At 61.0% G+C, this 18474-nt stretch carries 16 protein-coding genes; all 16 read right to left on the bottom strand.

All coding sequences use genetic code 11. The features are described 5' to 3' along the window. Window positions 1–372: 372 nt before the first annotated feature. The gene (lpxC, locus tag K0H48_RS05655; protein WP_003171886.1) at window positions 373–1284 is read right to left on the bottom strand and encodes a UDP-3-O-acyl-N-acetylglucosamine deacetylase; all 912 of its coding nucleotides are present in this window, start codon (window positions 1282–1284) and stop codon (window positions 373–375) included. Window positions 1285–1396: 112 nt separating this feature from the next. Next, on the bottom strand, window positions 1397–2602 hold the full coding sequence (ftsZ, locus tag K0H48_RS05660; protein ID WP_056858975.1) for a cell division protein FtsZ: 1206 nt from the start codon (window positions 2600–2602) through the stop codon (window positions 1397–1399). Between the two features lie 66 nt (window positions 2603–2668). Continuing rightward, complete coding sequence (gene ftsA / locus K0H48_RS05665; protein ID WP_138816785.1) at window positions 2669–3934, bottom strand: cell division protein FtsA; 1266 nt, start codon at window positions 3932–3934, stop codon at window positions 2669–2671. 15 nt (window positions 3935–3949) lie between these two features. Further along, window positions 3950–4819, bottom strand: coding sequence for a cell division protein FtsQ/DivIB (locus tag K0H48_RS05670; protein WP_017138182.1), 870 nt, complete (start codon window positions 4817–4819; stop codon window positions 3950–3952). Window positions 4820–4823: 4 nt separating this feature from the next. Beyond that, window positions 4824–5780, bottom strand: coding sequence for a D-alanine--D-alanine ligase (locus tag K0H48_RS05675; protein ID WP_219266757.1), 957 nt, complete (start codon window positions 5778–5780; stop codon window positions 4824–4826). Then, window positions 5777–7222: a UDP-N-acetylmuramate--L-alanine ligase gene (gene murC / locus K0H48_RS05680; RefSeq protein WP_138816787.1), complete on the bottom strand. Its 1446-nt coding sequence runs from the start codon at window positions 7220–7222 to the stop codon at window positions 5777–5779. The genes K0H48_RS05675 and murC overlap by 4 nt, the downstream gene beginning before the upstream one ends. Then, on the bottom strand, window positions 7215–8285 hold the full coding sequence (gene murG / locus K0H48_RS05685; protein WP_200430836.1) for an undecaprenyldiphospho-muramoylpentapeptide beta-N-acetylglucosaminyltransferase: 1071 nt from the start codon (window positions 8283–8285) through the stop codon (window positions 7215–7217). The genes murC and murG overlap by 8 nt, the downstream gene beginning before the upstream one ends. After that, window positions 8275–9492: a putative lipid II flippase FtsW gene (gene ftsW, locus K0H48_RS05690; protein WP_138816789.1), complete on the bottom strand. Its 1218-nt coding sequence runs from the start codon at window positions 9490–9492 to the stop codon at window positions 8275–8277. Before ftsW ends, murG begins: the two co-directional genes overlap by 11 nt. Beyond that, window positions 9489–10835 carry a UDP-N-acetylmuramoyl-L-alanine--D-glutamate ligase gene (gene murD, locus K0H48_RS05695; protein WP_219266758.1) on the bottom strand — a complete coding sequence of 449 codons (1347 nt, stop codon included), beginning with the start codon at window positions 10833–10835 and terminating at the stop codon, window positions 9489–9491. Before murD ends, ftsW begins: the two co-directional genes overlap by 4 nt. A gap of 6 nt (window positions 10836–10841) precedes the next feature. Beyond that, complete coding sequence (gene mraY, locus K0H48_RS05700; protein WP_017138188.1) at window positions 10842–11924, bottom strand: phospho-N-acetylmuramoyl-pentapeptide-transferase; 1083 nt, start codon at window positions 11922–11924, stop codon at window positions 10842–10844. Further along, window positions 11924–13294 carry a UDP-N-acetylmuramoyl-tripeptide--D-alanyl-D-alanine ligase gene (murF, locus tag K0H48_RS05705; protein WP_219266759.1) on the bottom strand — a complete coding sequence of 457 codons (1371 nt, stop codon included), beginning with the start codon at window positions 13292–13294 and terminating at the stop codon, window positions 11924–11926. The genes mraY and murF overlap by 1 nt, the downstream gene beginning before the upstream one ends. Further along, entirely contained in the window at window positions 13287–14750 is a 1464-nt protein-coding gene (locus K0H48_RS05710; RefSeq protein WP_219266760.1) for a UDP-N-acetylmuramoyl-L-alanyl-D-glutamate--2,6-diaminopimelate ligase, read from the bottom strand. The genes murF and K0H48_RS05710 overlap by 8 nt, the downstream gene beginning before the upstream one ends. After that, window positions 14750–16492: a penicillin-binding protein 2 gene (locus K0H48_RS05715; RefSeq protein ID WP_219266920.1), complete on the bottom strand. Its 1743-nt coding sequence runs from the start codon at window positions 16490–16492 to the stop codon at window positions 14750–14752. Before K0H48_RS05715 ends, K0H48_RS05710 begins: the two co-directional genes overlap by 1 nt. After that, window positions 16492–16785 carry a cell division protein FtsL gene (gene ftsL, locus K0H48_RS05720; protein ID WP_016974244.1) on the bottom strand — a complete coding sequence of 98 codons (294 nt, stop codon included), beginning with the start codon at window positions 16783–16785 and terminating at the stop codon, window positions 16492–16494. Before ftsL ends, K0H48_RS05715 begins: the two co-directional genes overlap by 1 nt. Next, window positions 16782–17723: a 16S rRNA (cytosine(1402)-N(4))-methyltransferase RsmH gene (gene rsmH, locus K0H48_RS05725; protein WP_085985981.1), complete on the bottom strand. Its 942-nt coding sequence runs from the start codon at window positions 17721–17723 to the stop codon at window positions 16782–16784. Before rsmH ends, ftsL begins: the two co-directional genes overlap by 4 nt. Window positions 17724–17725: 2 nt before the next feature. Next, window positions 17726–18181, bottom strand: a complete 456-nt coding sequence (mraZ, locus tag K0H48_RS05730) for a division/cell wall cluster transcriptional repressor MraZ (RefSeq protein ID WP_003171868.1) — start codon at window positions 18179–18181, stop codon at window positions 17726–17728. Window positions 18182–18474 lie beyond the last annotated feature (293 nt).

Genomic DNA, 18474 nt, shown 5'->3' on the forward strand with positions numbered 1-18474 from the left:
CTCGTTCCCACGCTCTGCGTGGGAATGCCTCTTCTGACGCTCTGCGTCAGGCTTCGGGACGCGGAGCGTCCAGGGTTGCGTTCCCACGCGGAGCGTGGGAACGATCGGTACGCGAGGCGTGGGGACGATCGGCAATGCTGACCAGGCGCGGTATGAGGCCAAGCACACCCGGCGCAATCGGATTGTGGAGGCTGCGGCCCGCTAGGTGATCGTTCCCACGCTCCGCGTGGGAATGCCTCTTCTGACGCTCTGCGTCAGGCTTCGGGACGCGGAGCGTCCAGGGCTGCATTCCCACGCGGAGCGTGGGAACGATCGGCAAAAAAAAGGCCACCCGAAGGTGGCCTTTCAAAACTAAAGAAAGAGAGTTGTTACTTACACCGCCGCAACGGGACGCATGTAAGAGATCGGTGCGGTGCTGGCATCTTCGAAGGTCACGACTTCCCAAGCGTCTGTCTGCTCAATCAACTTGCGCAGCAGCTGGTTGTTAAGGGCGTGGCCCGACTTGAAGCCTTTGAACTCGCCTATCAGGCTATTGCCCAGCAGGTAGAGGTCACCGATTGCATCGAGGATCTTGTGCTTCACGAATTCGTCTTCATAGCGAAGGCCGTCTTCGTTCAGTACACCATCCGCGTCGACCACAATGGCGTTTTCAACGCTGCCGCCGAGTGCGAGGTTGTGCTTGCGCAGGTACTCGATGTCACTCATGAAACCAAAGGTACGGGCGCGGCTGACTTCTTTTACGAACGAAGTGCTGGAAAAATCCACGCTTGCACTTTGGGTGCGGTCACGGAATACCGGGTGATCGAAATCGATCTCAAAGCTCACTTTAAAGCCTTCGAACGGGACGAAGGTGGCGCGCTTGTCGCCGTCTTCTACTGTCACTTCCCGCAGAATGCGAATGAACTTCTTGGCTGCGTCCTGTTCTTCCAGGCCGGCAGATTGAATCAAGAATACGAAGGGTCCAGCGCTGCCATCCATGATGGGGACTTCGGACGCGGAGAGCTCGACGTAGGCGTTATCGATGCCCAGGCCAGCCATGGCCGAGAGCAAGTGCTCCACCGTGTCCACTTTGACGTCACCGTTGACCAACGTGGTCGACATCGTGGTTTCGCCAACATTTTCCGCGCGAGCAGGAATCTGCACCACAGGGTCCAGGTCGGCACGAACAAACACGATGCCGGTGTCGACAGGTGCGGGCTTGAGGGTCAGGTATACCTTCTCCCCGGAGTGCAGACCTACACCTGTGGCACGGATAATATTCTTCAGGGTGCGTTGTTTAATCATGGCTTGGACCGCTTCAGCGCAAATTGCGAACTGGTATCAACAAAGGCTGGCGATAATAACAGACCAGACCTTTGCTGAACACCAATCACCTTCATAGCCCTGATACATTCCATTAATCGGCCTGACGACGCAAGAATGCCGGGATGTCCAGATAGTCCAGATCATCTTGCGGATTCAGGCTACGGGACGCCGCTGCACCGGCCTGCGCCTGGTTGCGCATCACGGTCGGACGGTCCAGGTCACGATAGTTCACAGACGGCAGTTCCTGGCGCGCAGGCGCTGGAGCGGCAGCTTGCTGGCTGGCGTGGCTGTTGTGGCTGGTATGAACGGTATTGTCGATGACCTTCACAGGCTTCTCGATTTTTGCGCCCAGGCCGGTAGCAACCACGGTCACGTGCAGTTCATCGCGCATGTCCGGATCGATAACGGTACCGACTTTGACCATCGCGTGCTCGGAAGCGAAGGCTTCGATGATGCTACCCACGTCGGAGTACTCACCCAGAGACAGGTCAGGACCGGCGGTGATGTTCACCAGGATGCCGCGTGCACCTTGCAGGTTCACGTCTTCGAGCAATGGGTTGCGGATCGCCGCTTCAGTGGCTTCGCGTGCACGGTTCGGACCGCTGGCGCAGCCAGTGCCCATCATCGCCATGCCCATTTCGCTCATCACGGTACGCACGTCGGCAAAGTCGACGTTGATCATGCCTGGGCGCTTGATGATATCGGAGATACCGCGAACGGCACCGGCCAGTACATCGTCAGCCTTGGCGAACGCCGACAGCAGGCTGGCGTCTTTACCCAGGATGGTCAGCAGCTTCTCGTTGGGAATGGTGATCAACGAGTCGACGCTTTCAGACAGCAGACGGATACCTTCGTCGGCGATCTGCATACGCTTGCGACCTTCGAACGGGAACGGACGCGTCACGACAGCAACGGTAAGAATCCCCATTTCCTTGGCCACTTCGGCAATGATCGGGGCCGCACCGGTACCGGTACCGCCGCCCATGCCGGTGGTGATGAACACCATGTTGGTGCCTTGCAGCACTTCAGCAATACGCTCGCGGTCTTCCAGCGCGGCTTGACGGCCGACTTCCGGGTTGGCGCCAGCGCCGAGGCCCTTGGTCACGGCTGTGCCCAATTGCAGGATGGTCCGCGCGCCGATGCTTTTCAGCGCCTGGGCATCAGTGTTGGCGCAGATGAATTCAACGCCTTCAATGTTGCTCTTGACCATGTGATTGACAGCGTTGCCGCCGCCACCGCCAACACCGATTACTTTGATAACCGGGCTTGCGGGGATGTTGTCTACGAGTTCGAACATGTTCCCTCTCCTTTCATTTTCTCTAGTTTTTTCGCCTACTGCTTACTGCGGTGTTGCGGTAAATCTTTAGAAATTGCCTTTTACCCAAGCCTGCAACCGCTCGAACAACGGTGCTTTCGCTTCGTCATCGTTGTTGCGGTAGCTGTCACGGATGCTCGGGCCCGACAGGGAAATGCCGTCGGTCTGCTTTTGCAGCCCGTACAACAGCAAGCCCACACCGGTGGAATAAATCGGGTTGCGCACTACGTCGCCCAGGCCCTTGACGCCATGGGGCACGCCCAGGCGCACCGGCATGTGGAAGATTTCCTCGGCCAGTTCGACCGCGCCTTCCATCTTCGAGGTGCCACCGGTCAGCACAATGCCGGCCGGGATCAAATCTTCGTAGCCGCTGCGGCGCAGTTCAGCCTGGATCAGGGTGAACAGCTCGTCGTAGCGTGGCTCGACCACTTCGGCCAGGGCCTGGCGCGACAGCTCGCGCGGTGGACGGTCGCCCACGCTCGGCACTTTGATGGTCTCGCCGGCACCGGCCAGTTTGGCCAGGGCGCAGGCGTAGCGGATCTTGATTTCTTCGGCGTACTGGGTCGGTGTCCGCAGCGCCATGGCGATGTCGTTGGTGACCTGATCGCCCGCAATCGGGATCACAGCGGTGTGACGGATCGCACCCTCGGTGAAGATCGCGATGTCGGTGGTGCCGCCGCCGATGTCGACCAGGCACACGCCCAGCTCTTTTTCGTCGTCGGTGAGTACCGAGTAGGCCGAGGCCAACTGCTCAAGAATAATGTCGTCGATTTCCAGGCCGCAGCGGCGCACGCATTTTTCAATGTTCTGTGCAGCGTTGACGGCGCAGGTCACCACGTGGACCTTGGCTTCCAGGCGCACGCCCGACATGCCCAGCGGCTCACGCACGCCTTCCTGGTTGTCGATCACGTAGTCCTGCGGCAGGGTGTGCAGCACGCGCTGGTCAGCCGGGATCGCCACGGCCTGAGCGGCGTCGAGTACGCGCTCAAGGTCGGCCGAGCTGACTTCACGGTCGCGGATCGCCACGATGCCGTGGGAGTTCAGGCTGCGGATATGGTTGCCGGCCACGCCGACGAACGCCGAGTGAATCCGGCAACCGGCCATCAGCTGCGCTTCTTCGATGGCGCGCTGGATCGACTGCACGGTGGACTCGATGTTCACCACCACGCCCTTCTTCAGGCCCCGGGACGGATGCGTGCCGATACCGACGATTTCGATCACACCGTCTTCCCCGACCTCGCCGACCAGCGCCACCACTTTGGAGGTGCCGATATCGAGACCGACGATCATTTTTCCGCTTTGCACGTTTGCCATGGGTCCTGCCTCTTCTTAATTCTTCGCGACAGCGGGTTTGGCTGTCGTCGGCGCAGCTGGTTCACGCCAGCCGACGGCCAGGCCGTTGGCGTAACGCAGGTCGACGCTCGCAATGTTCGTAATCTGTTCTTTCAAGGTCTTGTCATAGATGGCAATAAAGCGGCGCATCTTTTCCACCAAGCGGTCGCGTCCCAGCAACAACTCGATGCCCGGGCCGGAACTGCCTGCCCCGGTGGTCAAAAACCAGCTGCCCCGCTCACGCAATTCCAGGCGTGCGATGGAGAAACCCAGTGGCCGCAGCATCTGGCTCAGCGCCTGGTACTGCTGCATCACTTGCTGCTGCGCCCGCTGCGGCCCGAAGAGCTGCGGCAGGTGCTCATAGTTGGCCACTTCACGCGGCGCAAACGCCTGGCCCTGGTTGTTCAACAGCGCGCCATCACCCCAACGGGCCACGGGCAGTTGTTCTTCCAGGCGAATCGTCACCTGGTCCGGCCATACACGGCGGACTTCGGCGTGGGCGATCCACGGCATCTGTTCCAGCTCTGCGCGCATACCGGCCAGGTCGATGGTAAAAAAGCTCGCCGCCAGGTACGGGCCGATGCGCTGCTGTACCGCTTGCTGGCTGATGTAGCTCAAGTCGCCCTGCACGCTGATCTTGGTGATCGGCCGGTCGGCATACGGCAACAGGCGTTGTGCGCCCTCGTAAGTGCCGAAGCCCAACGCCACCAGCAACACCGGCCAGAACAGCGCTTTGAGAAAACCAAAGTTGGCTTTCGGCAGGCGCGCCGACATCGGCTCTTTAGCCACCATTCGGCTGGCACCTCGGGGCACCGGCTTGCGGCTGGGCACTGGAGGTTGCTGATGACGAAGCGATGCGCCGTTCATGGGGTTAGCCTCTTGGCTCAATGCTTGCGGCCAGGATCGCCAGCACCAACTGCTGGAAGTCCAGACCGGCAGCACGGGCTGCCATAGGTACCAGGCTGTGATCGGTCATGCCCGGAGCGGTGTTGACTTCAAGGAACCAGAAATTCCCTTGGTCATCCTGCATCACGTCTGCCCGCGCCCAACCGGCGATACCCAGTGCCTCACAGGCTTTCGCCGTGAGGTCCATCAATTCCTGTTCCTTGGTTGCGTCGAGGCCACACGGGATCCGGTACTGAGTATCGGAAGCCACGTACTTGGCGTCGTAGTCGTAAAAGGTGTGGGGCGTGCCCAATGCGATAGGTGGCAATACCTGGCCACGCAGGGTGGCGATGGTGTACTCGGGACCTTGGATCCACTGTTCCACCAACACTTGCGAATCATAGGTACTTGCCGCTTTCCATGCGTCGATCAATTCAGCGGCCGAGTTCACTTTGGCCATGCCGATACTGGAGCCTTCATGGGCAGGTTTGACGATCAAAGGCAGGCCCAGTTCCTTGGCTGCAGAAATACAATCGTCTTCGCTGCACAGCACGCTGTGACGCGGGGTTGGAATACCCAGGCTGTGCCACACCTGCTTGGTGCGCAACTTGTCCATGGCCAGTGCCGACGCGAGGATGCCGCTGCCGGTATAAGGAATGCCCAGGCACTCCAGCAAACCCTGCATGCTGCCGTCTTCACCGCCACGGCCGTGCAGGATGATGAAGGCACGGTCGATCTTCTCGGCTTGCAAGCGGGCGAGGAAGTCGTCGCCCACATCGATACCGAATGCATTTACGCCAGCGCTTTGCAGCGCCTCGAGCACGGCATTGCCGGACTTGAGCGAGACTTCGCGCTCAGCGCTTTTACCGCCGAACAACACGGCCACGCGGCCGAAGTCGGCAGGCGTGATGGTCGAGAACAGGGCGTCGTAATGCGTGATCATTTCGACTTCCCCTTTGCCGCCGCAAACAGCGGGCTGGCGAGCAGCTTGGGCGCAAGGCCACCGATATCACCGGCGCCCTGGCACAGCAGGATGTCACCGGCACGCAGCAGCGGTTTGACGATCGGCGCCAGGTCCACACCGCGCTCGATGTAGATCGGGTCCAACTGGCCACGCTGACGGATGCTGTTGCACAGCTTGCGGCTGTCGGCGCCCGGAATCGGCTCTTCACCGGCCGGGTAAACTTCCATCAGCAGCAGCACGTTGGCATCAGCCAATACATTCACAAAGTCGTCGTACAGGTCGCGGGTGCGGCTGTAGCGGTGCGGCTGGTAAACCATCACCAGGCGGCGCTCCGGCCAGCCACCGCGCACGGCTTTGATCACCGCAGCCACTTCGGTCGGGTGGTGACCGTAGTCGTCCACCAGCATCACGTCGCCGCCGTCTACCGGCAGTTGGCCGTAGACCTGGAAGCGCCGACCCACACCGGCAAAACGCGACAGGCCTTCGACGATGGCCTCATCGCTGACGCCTTCATCGGAAGCAATGCAGATGGTCGCCAGCGAGTTGAGCACGTTGTGGTTGCCCGGCATGTTCACCGACACGTCCAACGGCTCGCGGTCAGGACGCAGCACGGTAAAGAAGGTTTGCATGCCTTCCTGGCGCACATTGATCGCGCGTACGTCGGCGTCTTCGCTGAAGCCGTAGGTCACGGTTGGGCGTTTGACCGATGGCAGGATTTCACGCACCACCGGATCGTCCAGGCATACCACTGCCAAACCGTAGAACGGCAGGTTGTGCAGGAACTCGACGAAGGTTTTCTTCAACTTGTTGAAGTCACCGTCGTAGGTGGCCATGTGGTCTTCGTCGATGTTGGTAACCACAGCGACCAACGGTTGCAGGTGCAGGAAGCTCGCGTCGCTTTCATCGGCTTCGGCGATCAGGTACCGGCTGGTGCCGAGCTGGGCATTGGTGCCGGCTGCATTCAGGCGGCCACCAATCACGAAGGTCGGGTCCAGGCCACCGGCGGCGAACACCGAGGCGATCAGGCTGGTGGTGGTGGTTTTGCCGTGCGTACCGGCGACGGCAATGCCGTGGCGATAGCGCATCAGCTCAGCCAGCATTTCGGCACGTGGCACCACTGGAATACGGCGCTCAAGGGCGGTGGCCACTTCCGGGTTGGAGGTGTTCACGGCGCTGGACACTACCAGCACGTCAGCCTCGGCGGCGTTCTCGGCGCGGTGGCCGATAAAGATCTGTGCGCCGAAGGTTTTCAGGCGATCGGTCACCGGCGACTCTTTCAAGTCCGAGCCGGACACCTGATAGCCCAGGTTCAGCAGTACTTCGGCAATCCCGCACATGCCCACACCACCGATGCCGACGAAGTGGATACGACGGATGCGGCGCATTTCCGGCTGCGGCATGGCTTTCTGATTCTCAACCATGGGCCACCTCCAGGCAGATATCGACCACGGTGCGGGTTGCGTCAGGTTTGGCCAGGCGGCTTGCGGTGCTCGCCATGCTGTTGAGTCGTTCCGGTTGCATCAAAACCTCGGTCAGGCGTGCGGCCAAATCGGCGGCGCCAGTCGTTCTTTGCGGCAGCAGGAAGGCAGCGCCCTCCCCGGCCAAATATTCGGCGTTGCGGGTCTGGTGATCGTCGATGGCGTGGGGCAAAGGCACCAGCAAGGACGGCAGACCGGCGGCGGCCAGTTCACTGACGGTCAGCGCACCAGCGCGGCAGACCACCAGGTCGGCCCAGCCATAGGCATGGGCCATGTCTTTGATGAAAGGCTGTACGTTCGCCTCGACACCGGCCTCGCGATAGCGGGCAGCGGTGATTTCATCGTGGTTTTTACCGGCCTGGTGAAACACCTCGGGACGCAGGTCCACGGGTAGCAGCGCCAGGGCTTCGGGCAGCAATTTATTCAGCGGCTCGGCACCCAGGCTTCCGCCCAGGATCAGCAAGTGCGGCTTGCGCCCTTCCAGGGCCTGGCGGGCAATGGCCATGAACAGTTCGGTGCGCACCGGGTTACCGGTAGTGCGCAATTTGTCCGAAGCGCCGAAGGTCTTCGGGAACGCCTCGCACACACGGCTGGCCAGCGGCACCAGCAGGCGGTTGGCCGTACCGGCAACGGCATTCTGTTCGTGCACGATCACCGGCACACCAGCGAGCTTGGCGGCAACACCGCCAGGGCCGGTCACATAACCACCAAAACCGAGCACGCACACCGGCTGCAATTCACGGATGACTTTGCGCGCCTGCCACACTGCTTTGAGCAACACAAACGGCGCCTTGAGCAGGGACAATTTGCCCTTGCCGCGCAAGCCGGTGACGTTGATCAAATGCAGCGGCAAACCGGCATTCGGTACCAGTTCATTTTCGATGCCGCGCGGCGTACCCAGCCAATGCACGGTGTAACCACGGTTCTGGAATTCACGCGCGCACGCCAGGGCCGGGAACACATGGCCCCCGGTGCCGCCCGCCATGATCAGCACGTTAGCGCCCATGGTTCGGCTCCTCGGCAAAATCGCTCTCGCTGAATTCCATCTCTTCGCTGCCCAGATGGGTTCGACTCTCCCACTCGATGCGCAGCAACAAGCCCAGGCATGCGCAGCAAATCACCAACGAACTGCCGCCATAACTGAGGAACGGCAAGGTCAGGCCCTTGGTCGGCAGCAGACCGACGTTCACACCGATGTTGATCAGGAACTGGCCGATCCACAGGAACGACAAGCCATACGCCACATACGCGGCGAAATATTGTTTGGCCTTCTCGGCCCACAAACCGATGTACATGCCGCGTACACACACGAACACGAACAGTGCGACGGTGCACAGCGAGCCCACTACGCCGAGTTCTTCGGCAAGTACCGAGAACACGAAGTCGGTGTGTGCTTCGGGCAGGTAGAACTGCTTTTGCACGCTGTTGCCCAGGCCCACGCCAAGCCACTCGCCGCGACCGAAGGCGATCAGCGCCTGGGTCAACTGGTAGCCGGAACCGAACTGGTCGGACCATGGGTCGGTAAAGGTGATCAGACGCGCCATCCGGTAAGGCTGCGCCTGCACCAGCACGGTCACGGCGGCCACGGCCAGCACCACCATCAAGGTGAAGCGGAACAGCCCGACGCCGCCGAGGAACAGCATCGCCGCCGCCGCCCCCATCATGACGACGGTGGCACCGAAGTCGGGCTCCATCAGCAGCAGGCCAGCCATCGGCAGCAGCACGATGAACGGCTTGAAGAAGCCCATCCAGCTTTCGCGCACTTCTTTCTGGCGACGCACCAAGTAACCGGCGAGGTAGATCACCACGAACACCTTGGCGATTTCCGACGGCTGCACGTTGAACGCGCCGAAGCCGATCCAGCGCATCGAACCGTTCACCTCACGGCCGATGCCGGGCAGAATCACCATGATCAGCAAACCAAACGCGCCGATCAACATCAGCCAACCCAGACGCTGCCAGGTGGCGATGGGGATCATCATGGTGACGATGCAGGCGCCAAGGCCGATCACCAGGTACACCAGGTGACGGATCATCATGTACAGGGTGTTGCCCGACTGCACGGCGGCCACTTCCGAGGACGCCGAGGTGATCATGACCAGCCCCAGGCCCAGCAACGCCAGGCAGCCGGCGAGCATCGGGAAGTCGAGGTCGACGCCACGGCCCGTGATGATCGGCGATGGGTACGGCTTGATAATATTTCTGAAATTCATGCCAAGGCCTCCACGGCGCGAGCGAACAGCTGGCCGCGCTCTTCGTAGTTCTTGAACATGTCGAAACTGGCGCACGCCGGCGACAGCAGCACTGCATCACCCGGCTGGGCCAGGGCTTTGCATTGGGTAATAGCATCGTCCAGCGAGGTGGCGCGTACCTGAGGTACAGCGTCGCCCAGTGCGGCGGCGATCAAGTCCGAGTCACGGCCGATCAGCACGACGGCGCGGCAATGTGCAGCCACTGGACCTTTAAGGTCTTTGAAATCGGCACCCTTGCCGTCGCCACCGGCGATCAGCACAAGCTTGCCGTCGATATCAGCGCCGAGCCCTTCGATGGCGGCCAGTGCGGCGCCCACGTTGGTGGCCTTGGAATCGTTGTAGTAGCTCACGCCATTGAGGTCGCGTACCCACTGGCAGCGATGCTCCAGGCCAGCAAACGTGCGCAGGCTCGACAGCATCGCGTCAAATGGCAGGCCGACGGCGTGACCCAACGCCAAGGCCGCCAAGGCATTGGATTGGTTGTGTGCGCCACGGATTTTCAGCTCACGCACCGGCATCAGGTTCTGGAATTCGAAGGCCAGGTATTTCTCGCCGTTCTCTTCGCGAATGCCGAAGGCTTTGAAATCAGGTTTGCCCAGGCCAAAGGTCCAGCAGGGCATGCCTTCACCCATCAGCGGACGGCTCAGGGCATCCTGGCGGTTGACCACAAATTGCCTGGCACCGCGGAAAATCCGGTGCTTGGCCAGGTGGTACGCCGGCAGGCCGCTGTAGCGGTCCATGTGGTCTTCACTCACGTTCAACACGGTGGCGACTTCAGCCCCGAGGTCGTGGGTGGTTTCAAGCTGGAAGCTCGACAGTTCCATCACGTACAACTCGATGTCGTCGCTGAGCAGGTCCAGCGCTGGCGTGCCGAGGTTACCGCCCACGGCCACGCGCTTGCCGGCCGCAGCCGCCATCTCGCCGACCAAAGTGGTCACGGTGCTTTTTGCGTTGGAGCCGCTGATGGCCACGATCGGTGCCTTCGCGTTACGCGCGAACAGGTCGATGTCGCCGGACAGCTTCACGCCACGTGCCGCAGCGGCTTGCAGGGCCGGTGTCGCCAAGGCCAGGCCGGGGCTCACGTAGAGCTCGTCGGCACGGCACAGAAACTCGACATCCAGCTCGCCACAACGCACTTCCACGTGCGGGTAGTCACGGCGCAGCGTGACCAGCTCCGGTGGATTTTCCCGCGTATCGGCCACAGCAAACGACGTGCCCCGGTTCGCCAGGAAGCGAACCAGGGACATGCCGCTCTTGCCGAGGCCGACAACGATGCGGAAGTGGTCTGAAGCGATCAGGGACACTCGTTTCTACCTCAGTTTCAGGGTGGCAAGGCCGACCAGTACCAGAATCACGGTGATGATCCAGAAACGGACAATCACGCGCGGCTCGGGCCAGCCCTTGAGTTCAAAGTGGTGATGAATCGGCGCCATGCGGAACACACGGCGCCCGGTCAATTTGAAGGAAGCCACCTGGATGACCACCGACAGGGTTTCCATCACGAACACACCGCCCATGATGAACAACACGATTTCCTGGCGGACGATCACCGCGATGGTGCCCAAGGCTGCGCCCAGCGCCAGCGCGCCGACGTCGCCCATAAAGACTTGTGCGGGGTAGGTGTTGAACCAAAGGAAGCCGAGGCCCGCGCCGATCAACGCACCGCAGAACACAATCAACTCACCCGCGCCCGGCACATACGGGATCAGCAGGTATTCAGCGAATTTCACGTTACCCGACAGGTAGCAGAAGATGCCGAGCGCGCCGCCTACCATCACCGTCGGCATGATCGCCAGACCGTCGAGGCCGTCGGTGAGGTTCACCGCGTTGCTGGAGCCGACGATCACGAAGTAGGTCAGCACCACGAAGCCAACGCCCAGTGGAATGCTGGCGTCCTTGAGCATCGGAATGATCAAGGTGGTTTCGACGGCGCTTGGCGCGGTCATGTACAGGAAGATCGCGGCGCCAAGGCCAAACACCGACTGCCAGAAATACTTCCAGCGGCTTGGCAGCCCCTTGGAGTTTTTCTCGATCACTTTGCGGTAGTCGTCGACCCAGCCGATTGCGCCGAACAACAGGGTCACCAGCAGCACTGTCCATACGTAGCGGTTGTGCAGGTCGGCCCACAACAAGGTGCTGATGCCGATGGAAGACAGGATCAGCGCGCCGCCCATGGTCGGGGTGCCGGATTTGGACAGGTGCGACTGCGGGCCGTCATTACGAACCGATTGACCAATTTGCAGGTTCTGCAGGGTGCGGATCATCCACGGCCCCAGGAACAGCGACAAAGACAGCGCAGTCAGCACACCCAGGATCCCGCGCAGGGTCAGGTACTGAAAGACCGCGAAGCCTTTGTGGAACTGTTGCAGATACTCAGCCAGCAGCAGCAGCATTAATGTTTCTCCGTACTTGAGCCACACAAGGCCGCGACGACGTTTTCCATCACCGCGCTGCGCGATCCCTTGATCAAAATGGTTGTTTGTTGGTCGTGTTCAGCCGCCACCAACGCCTGGATGAGCTCGGCCTGGGTAGCGAAATGCCGCGCACCAAGGCCGAAGGCGTCGACGGCGTGGGCCATATTCGGGCCGACGGCGTAGAACGCGTCGACTTTGCCGCTCGCGTAGGCACCGACTTCGCGGTGGGACTGCTCGGCCCAGTCGCCCAGTTCAGCGATATCCCCCAGCACCAGCACCTTGCGCCCAGCGAAGCTTTTGAGCAGGTCAATAGCGGCGCAGATAGAGGACTGGTTGGCGTTGTAGGTGTCATCAATCACACGCATGCCGTTGGTCGCCAGTTGCGCCACGGTGCGACCCTTCACGGGCTGTACCGCGCCCAAGCCGGTGGCGATACCGAACAGCGACACCCCCAGGGCCGAAGCGGCAGCGGCGGCGGCCAAGGCATTGGCGACGTTATGGTTGCCCAGCAGGTTCAGTTGCACATGCTCGCTGCCTTGCGGTGTGTGCAAGGTAAAGGACGGGCAGCCACGGGCATCGACAGTGATGTCGGCTGCGTGGAAATCAGCGGCCGCGTTGAGCACGGCAAACGTCAGCACCTTGCGACCGGCGGCGCGTACACGCCAGGTCTCGAAGGCCTTGTCGTCGAGGTTCAATACAGCTGTGCCCGAGGCATCGAGGCCTTCCAGGATTTCGCCCTTGGCTTCGACGATTTTTTCCGGGCCACCGAACTCGCCGACGTGGGCGGTGCCGGCGTTGTTGATGATTGCGACGTGTGGCTTGGTCAGCGCTACGGTGTAAGCGATTTCGCCGATGCGCGAAGCGCCCAGCTCGATCACCGCCGCCGTGTGTTCCGGGGCCAGTTCGAGCAGGGTCAGCGGCGCACCGAAATCATTGTTCAGGTTGCCACGGGTGGCGAGTACCGGCCCGCGCGTGCGCAACACGCCAGCGAGCAGTTCCTTGACCGTGGTTTTACCGCTGGAGCCGGTGATGGCCGCAACCGGCTTATCAAATGCGGCGCGGTTCAGCGCGCCCAACTGACCAAGGGCCAGACGGGTGTCAGCAACCAGCAATTGCGGCAACGTCGAGTCGGCCACTTCACGCTGCACCAAGGCACCTACGGCACCTTTGGCGGCGACTTCGTTCAGGTAGTCGTGCCCGTCGAAACGCGGGCCGGCCAGTGCAACAAACAGTTGCCCCGGCTTGATGTTGCGACTGTCGATACTGACGCCGTCGAAGCGGCAATCGCTCGACACTACGCGGGCCGACAAGGCCTGAGTCAGTTCGCTGAACTTCATCGCCTTAAGCATGGGCGACCTCCCAGGCAGTCAGGGCGTGATCAGCCTCAACCAGATCGGAGAAGGCATGGCGTTCGCCGTTGATTTCCTGGTAGTCCTCGTGACCTTTACCCGCCAGCACTACCACGTCGTCAGCACTGGCGCTGGCGATCAATTGGGCAATGGCGGTGCCGCGACCGGCAACGAAGGTGGCCTTGGTGGCGTCTTTAAAGCCGACACGGATGTCGTCGAAAATCTGGCTCGGGTCTTCGCTGCGCGGATTGTCGTCGGTGACGAGCACGCCGTCGGCCAGGCGCTCGACGATCTCCGCCATCAGCGGGCGCTTGCCGCGATCACGGTCACCGCCGCAGCCGAACAGGCAGAGCAACTTGCCCTTGGCATGGGGGCGCAGGGCTTCGAGGACTTTTTCCAGCGCGTCCGGGGTGTGGGCGTAATCGACCACCACCAGCGGCTGTGAACCGCCACCCAGACGCTGCATGCGACCGGCCGGGCCTTCGAGCTTGGGCAGTACCCGCAGGATTTCGTCCAGGGCGTAATCCAGGCCCAGCAATGCGCCCACAGCCGCCAGCACGTTGCTCAGGTTGAAACGCCCGAGCAAGGTGCTGCGCAAGTGGTGTTCGCCCTGGGGCGTGACCAGCGTGGCGAGCACGCCTTCGTCATTAAATTGGGCTTCGCGGCAATACAGATACGCGCTGGAGTCTTCCAGGCTGTAAGTGATCAGGCGCGCTTCGCTGTCTTCGGCAGCCAGTTGGCGGCCGAATGCGTCATCCAGGTTGACCACCCGGCACTTCAGGTCATTCCAGGCAAACAACTTGGCCTTGGCGGCGGCGTACGCCTCCATGGTGCCGTGGTAGTCGAGGTGATCGCGGGACAGGTTGGTCATCACCGCCACGTCAAACGCCAAGGCCGTTACCCGGCCCTGGTCGAGGCCGTGGGATGAGACTTCCATGGCAACCGCCTTGGCTCCGGCCTTTTTCAGGTCGGCCAGGGTCGCTTGCACGGCGATCGGGTTTGGCGTGGTATGCAGGCCGCTTTGCAGCGCGCCGTAAAAACCGGTGCCCAGGGTGCCGACAATGCCGCAATGCTGGCCCAGCAGGTCGAGTGCCTGCGCGACCAATTGAGTCACGCTGGTCTTGCCATTGGTGCCGGTCACGCCGATCAGGTTCAACTGACGGCTCGGGTCGCCATAAAAACGCCCGGCGATGTCCGACAGTTGCGCAGCCAGCGCCTTGACCGGAATCAACGGCACATCGGTGATCGGCAACACGGTGGCGCCTTCCACTTCATAGGCGACAGCGGCCGCGCCACGCTGCAAGGCATCGGCGATGTGCGCACGGCCATCGAGCTTGCCGCCGGGCACCGCCAGGAACAGGTCACCGGCGCGTACGTTACGGCTGTCCAGGCTCAGTTCACGAATCAGCAGATCGCGTCCGGCGTGGGCAAAAATCTTGTTCAGGCTAAGAGACATCAGCCGCGCCCTCCATTGGCTTTGACAGCTGCGGCCGGTGGCCCGGCGTTCGCTTGTTGAGTCGGCGGCAGGTTGTCCGGCGTGATATTCATCAGGCGCAGGGTGCCGGACATCACTTTGCTGAACACCGGCGCCGATACCAGGCCACCGAAGTAGCCGGCTTTGCTGGGTTCATCAATCACTACGACGATGGCGTAGCGCGGATCGCTCATCGGGCCGAAGCCGGCGAACAGCGAGCGGTACGAGTTTTCGGCGTAGCCCTTGGTGCCCACCGCCGTCTTACGCGCAGTACCGGACTTGCCTGCCACGTGATACGCCGGCACCTGGGCACGGAATACGCCACGCGGTGCTTCGATCACTTGTTGCAACATGCCCTGCATGGTCTTGGCGACATTTTCGGGAATGACTTGCGTGGCCGGCGGCGCGGCGTCCAAGTGGATCAGGCTCAGTGGAACCATGCGGCCATTATTGGCCAATACAGAGAAAGCGTGCGCCAATTGGATCGCGGTCACCGACAGGCCATAGCCGTAGGACAGCGTGGCGGTCTCGGCCTTTTTCCAGTCACGATAATTCGGCAGGTTGCCGACGCGCTCGCCCGGGAAGTCCAGGCCTGTGGGCTGGCCCAAACCGATTTTTTGCGCGAGCTGGTAGATGGCTTCACCACCGATATCGAAGGCGACCTTACTCATGCCCACGTTACTGGAGTTGATCAGGATACCTGTCAAATCCAGCACCGGACCTTCGCTGCGCGACACGTCACGAATGGTGTATTTGCCCAACTGCAGGGTGCCTGGGTAAACCTCGACTTTGTCGCTTGGTTTCCAGCGCCCGGTTTCCAGGGCGGCACTCATGGAGACGGCTTTCATGGTCGAACCCGGCTCGAACACGTCGATCATTGCGCGGTTACGCATCATCGCCGGCTGCAGGTTGCGACGGTTGTTCGGGTTGTAGGTCGGCTGGTTGACCATGGCGAGGATCTCGCCGGTCTTGACGTCCATGATCACCAGGCTGCCGGCTTTGGCGCCGTTCTCGATGATCGCGTTACGCAGCTCGCGGTTGGCCAGGTACTGCAGGCGCAGGTCAATCGACAACGCCAAGGGCTTACCGGCCTTGGCGTTTTTGGTCACCTGGACATCTTTGATCAGTCTGCCGCGCCGATCCTTGATGACCTGCCGTTTGCCGGGCACCCCGGCCAGCCATTCGTCGTAGGCCAACTCCACACCTTCACGGCCGTGGTCATCGATGTCGGTAAAGCCAACCATATGCGCGGTGGTTTCACCGGCCGGGTAGAAACGACGGAACTCCTCGATGCCATAAACACCGGGGACTTTAAGGTCGAGCACTTGCTGGCCCTGCTCAGGCGTCAGCCCACGGACCAGATAGATGAATTCTTTGTTGGCCTGGGCTTCCAGGCGCTCGCTCAAGGCTTTAGGGTCCTGGCCCAGGGCGGCGGCCAGTTCCGGCCATTTTTCCTTGACGGTTTGCAGCTCCTTGGCGTTGGCCCACAAGGTGGTCACCGGCGTACTCACAGCCAGGGGCTCGCCATTGCGGTCGGTGATCAGACCACGGTGCGCAGGAATCGGGATGTGCCGCAGGCTACGGGCGTCGCCCTGACCGATCAGGAAGTCACGGTCGACCACTTGCAGGTCGATGATCCGCCAGGCAATCGCGCTCACCATCAATGCCAGCAAGCCCAGCATCAGGCGGAAGCGCCACGGGTAGAGTGCGCCTTCGAGTTTCATCATGGCGCCACCATCCGAACTTCGGCCGCGCCCGGAATGTGCATTTTCAGCTGTTCGGTGGCCAGCACTTCGATACGGCTATGGGCCGTCCAGGTGCTTTGCTCAAGGATCAACCGGCCCCATTCCGCCTGCGCTTTATCACGCACGCTCAACTCCCCGTACAGGGTGTTGAGCAATTGACGGTTGTAGTGGGCGCTGTAGGACACCGCAATCGCGGACACCAGCACGCCGATAAACAGCAGCAACATAAAGAAGCTGCCGCCCGGGAGGGGCTTGGCGAAAAGCTTGCTCACCGCAACTTCTCCGCGACGCGCATGACGGCGCTACGGGAACGTGGGTTGGCCTTGAGTTCAGCTTCGGAAGCGAACTGCGCTTTGCCATGGATTTTGATTTTCGGCACAAAGGCTTCGAAACGTACCGGCAGGTTGCGCGGCAGGTTGTCGGACTCGCCCTTGACCAGACGACGCATGAACAGTTTGACGATGCGGTCTTCCAGGGAGTGGAAGCTGATCACCACCAGGCGACCACCCACTTCCAGGGCGTCCAGTGCGGCTTCGAGGCCGGCTTCCAGATCGCCCAATTCGTTATTGACGTGAATGCGCAGCCCCTGGAACGCGCGGGTTGCCGGGTTCTTGCCCTTTTCCCATGCAGGGTTGGCAACCTTGAGCACTTCAGCCAGGTCAGCGGTGCGCTCGAACGGCTGGATTTCACGGCGTTCGACCACGGCGCGAGCCATGCGGCCGGCGAAGCGTTCTTCACCGTATTCCTTGAACACGCGGGTGATTTCTTCATGGGGCGCAGTGGCGATGAACTGCGCAGCACTGATGCCACGGGTCGGGTCCATGCGCATGTCGAGCGGGCCGTCGTTCATGAAACTGAAGCCGCGCTCGGGGTCGTCAAGCTGTGGCGAGGACACGCCCAGGTCGAGCAAAACCCCGGCCACCTTGCCTGCCATGCCACGCTCGGCGACTTCGGCACCCAGCTCGGCAAAGCTGCGCTGCACAACGACAAAGCGGCCGTCTTCGGCCGCTAGCGCTTGCCCGGTGGCAATCGCTTGAGGGTCTTTGTCGAACCCGAGGAGTTTGCCGTCGGACCCGAGCTGGCTGAGTATCAACCGACTGTGCCCGCCCCTGCCGAAGGTGCCATCCACATAGCAGCCATCCGCGCGTACGGCGAGAGCCTCAACGGCTTCGTCAAGCAGTACGGTGATGTGGTTAAAGCCGCTATCAATAGTCACAGGATCAAATCACGCAGTTCATCAGGCATAGCGCCCGGTTGTTGAATAGCAGCCAGGTCTGCTGCAGAAACAGCATCCCAGGCATCTTCGTCCCACAATTGGAACTTGTTCAGTTGGCCCACCAGCATTGCGCGCTTATCCAGCTTGGCGTACTCGCGCAAGCGCGGCGGCACCAGGAAACGACCACTGCCATCGAGTTCAAGGTCGACGGCATTGCCAATCAGCAGACGCTGCAGGCGGCGGTTTTCTTCACGCAATGAAGGCAGAGCGCGCAACTTGGTTTCGATCAACTCCCACTCATCGAGGGGGTAAACACACAAACAAGGGTCAACGGCGTCAATCGTGATGATTAACTGGCCTGAACTTCGCGAAATGAGCTCGTCACGATACCGGCTCGGCATGGCGAGACGGCCTTTTGCATCGAGACTGATAGCGTTAGCTCCGCGAAACACAGATGCGTTTCTCCAAATTTTAGCGTTTTACGTTCAAAAAACCCACTTTGTGCCACTTTCCGCCACTTGCGCACACTATAGGAATGCGCCCACCACACCGTCAAGGCGCGGATTCAAGGAAAAGCCTTACAGAACGGAGATTTAGGAACGTAAAAGGAGGAGAAACGCGAGTTCAGCGATGTTTTTGACTCAACAACCGCAAATAGCTCATGGAGCTATGGCTTAAAGTTAAAGTGATTTATTAAGAGTAAGATTTTTTTGGTATTACGAAGATGCATCTGCCAATGATTTGG

Origin of the sequence: Pseudomonas sp. Xaverov 259 (assembly GCF_019352915.1) — a bacterium.
Lineage (GTDB): Bacteria > Pseudomonadota > Gammaproteobacteria > Pseudomonadales > Pseudomonadaceae > Aquipseudomonas.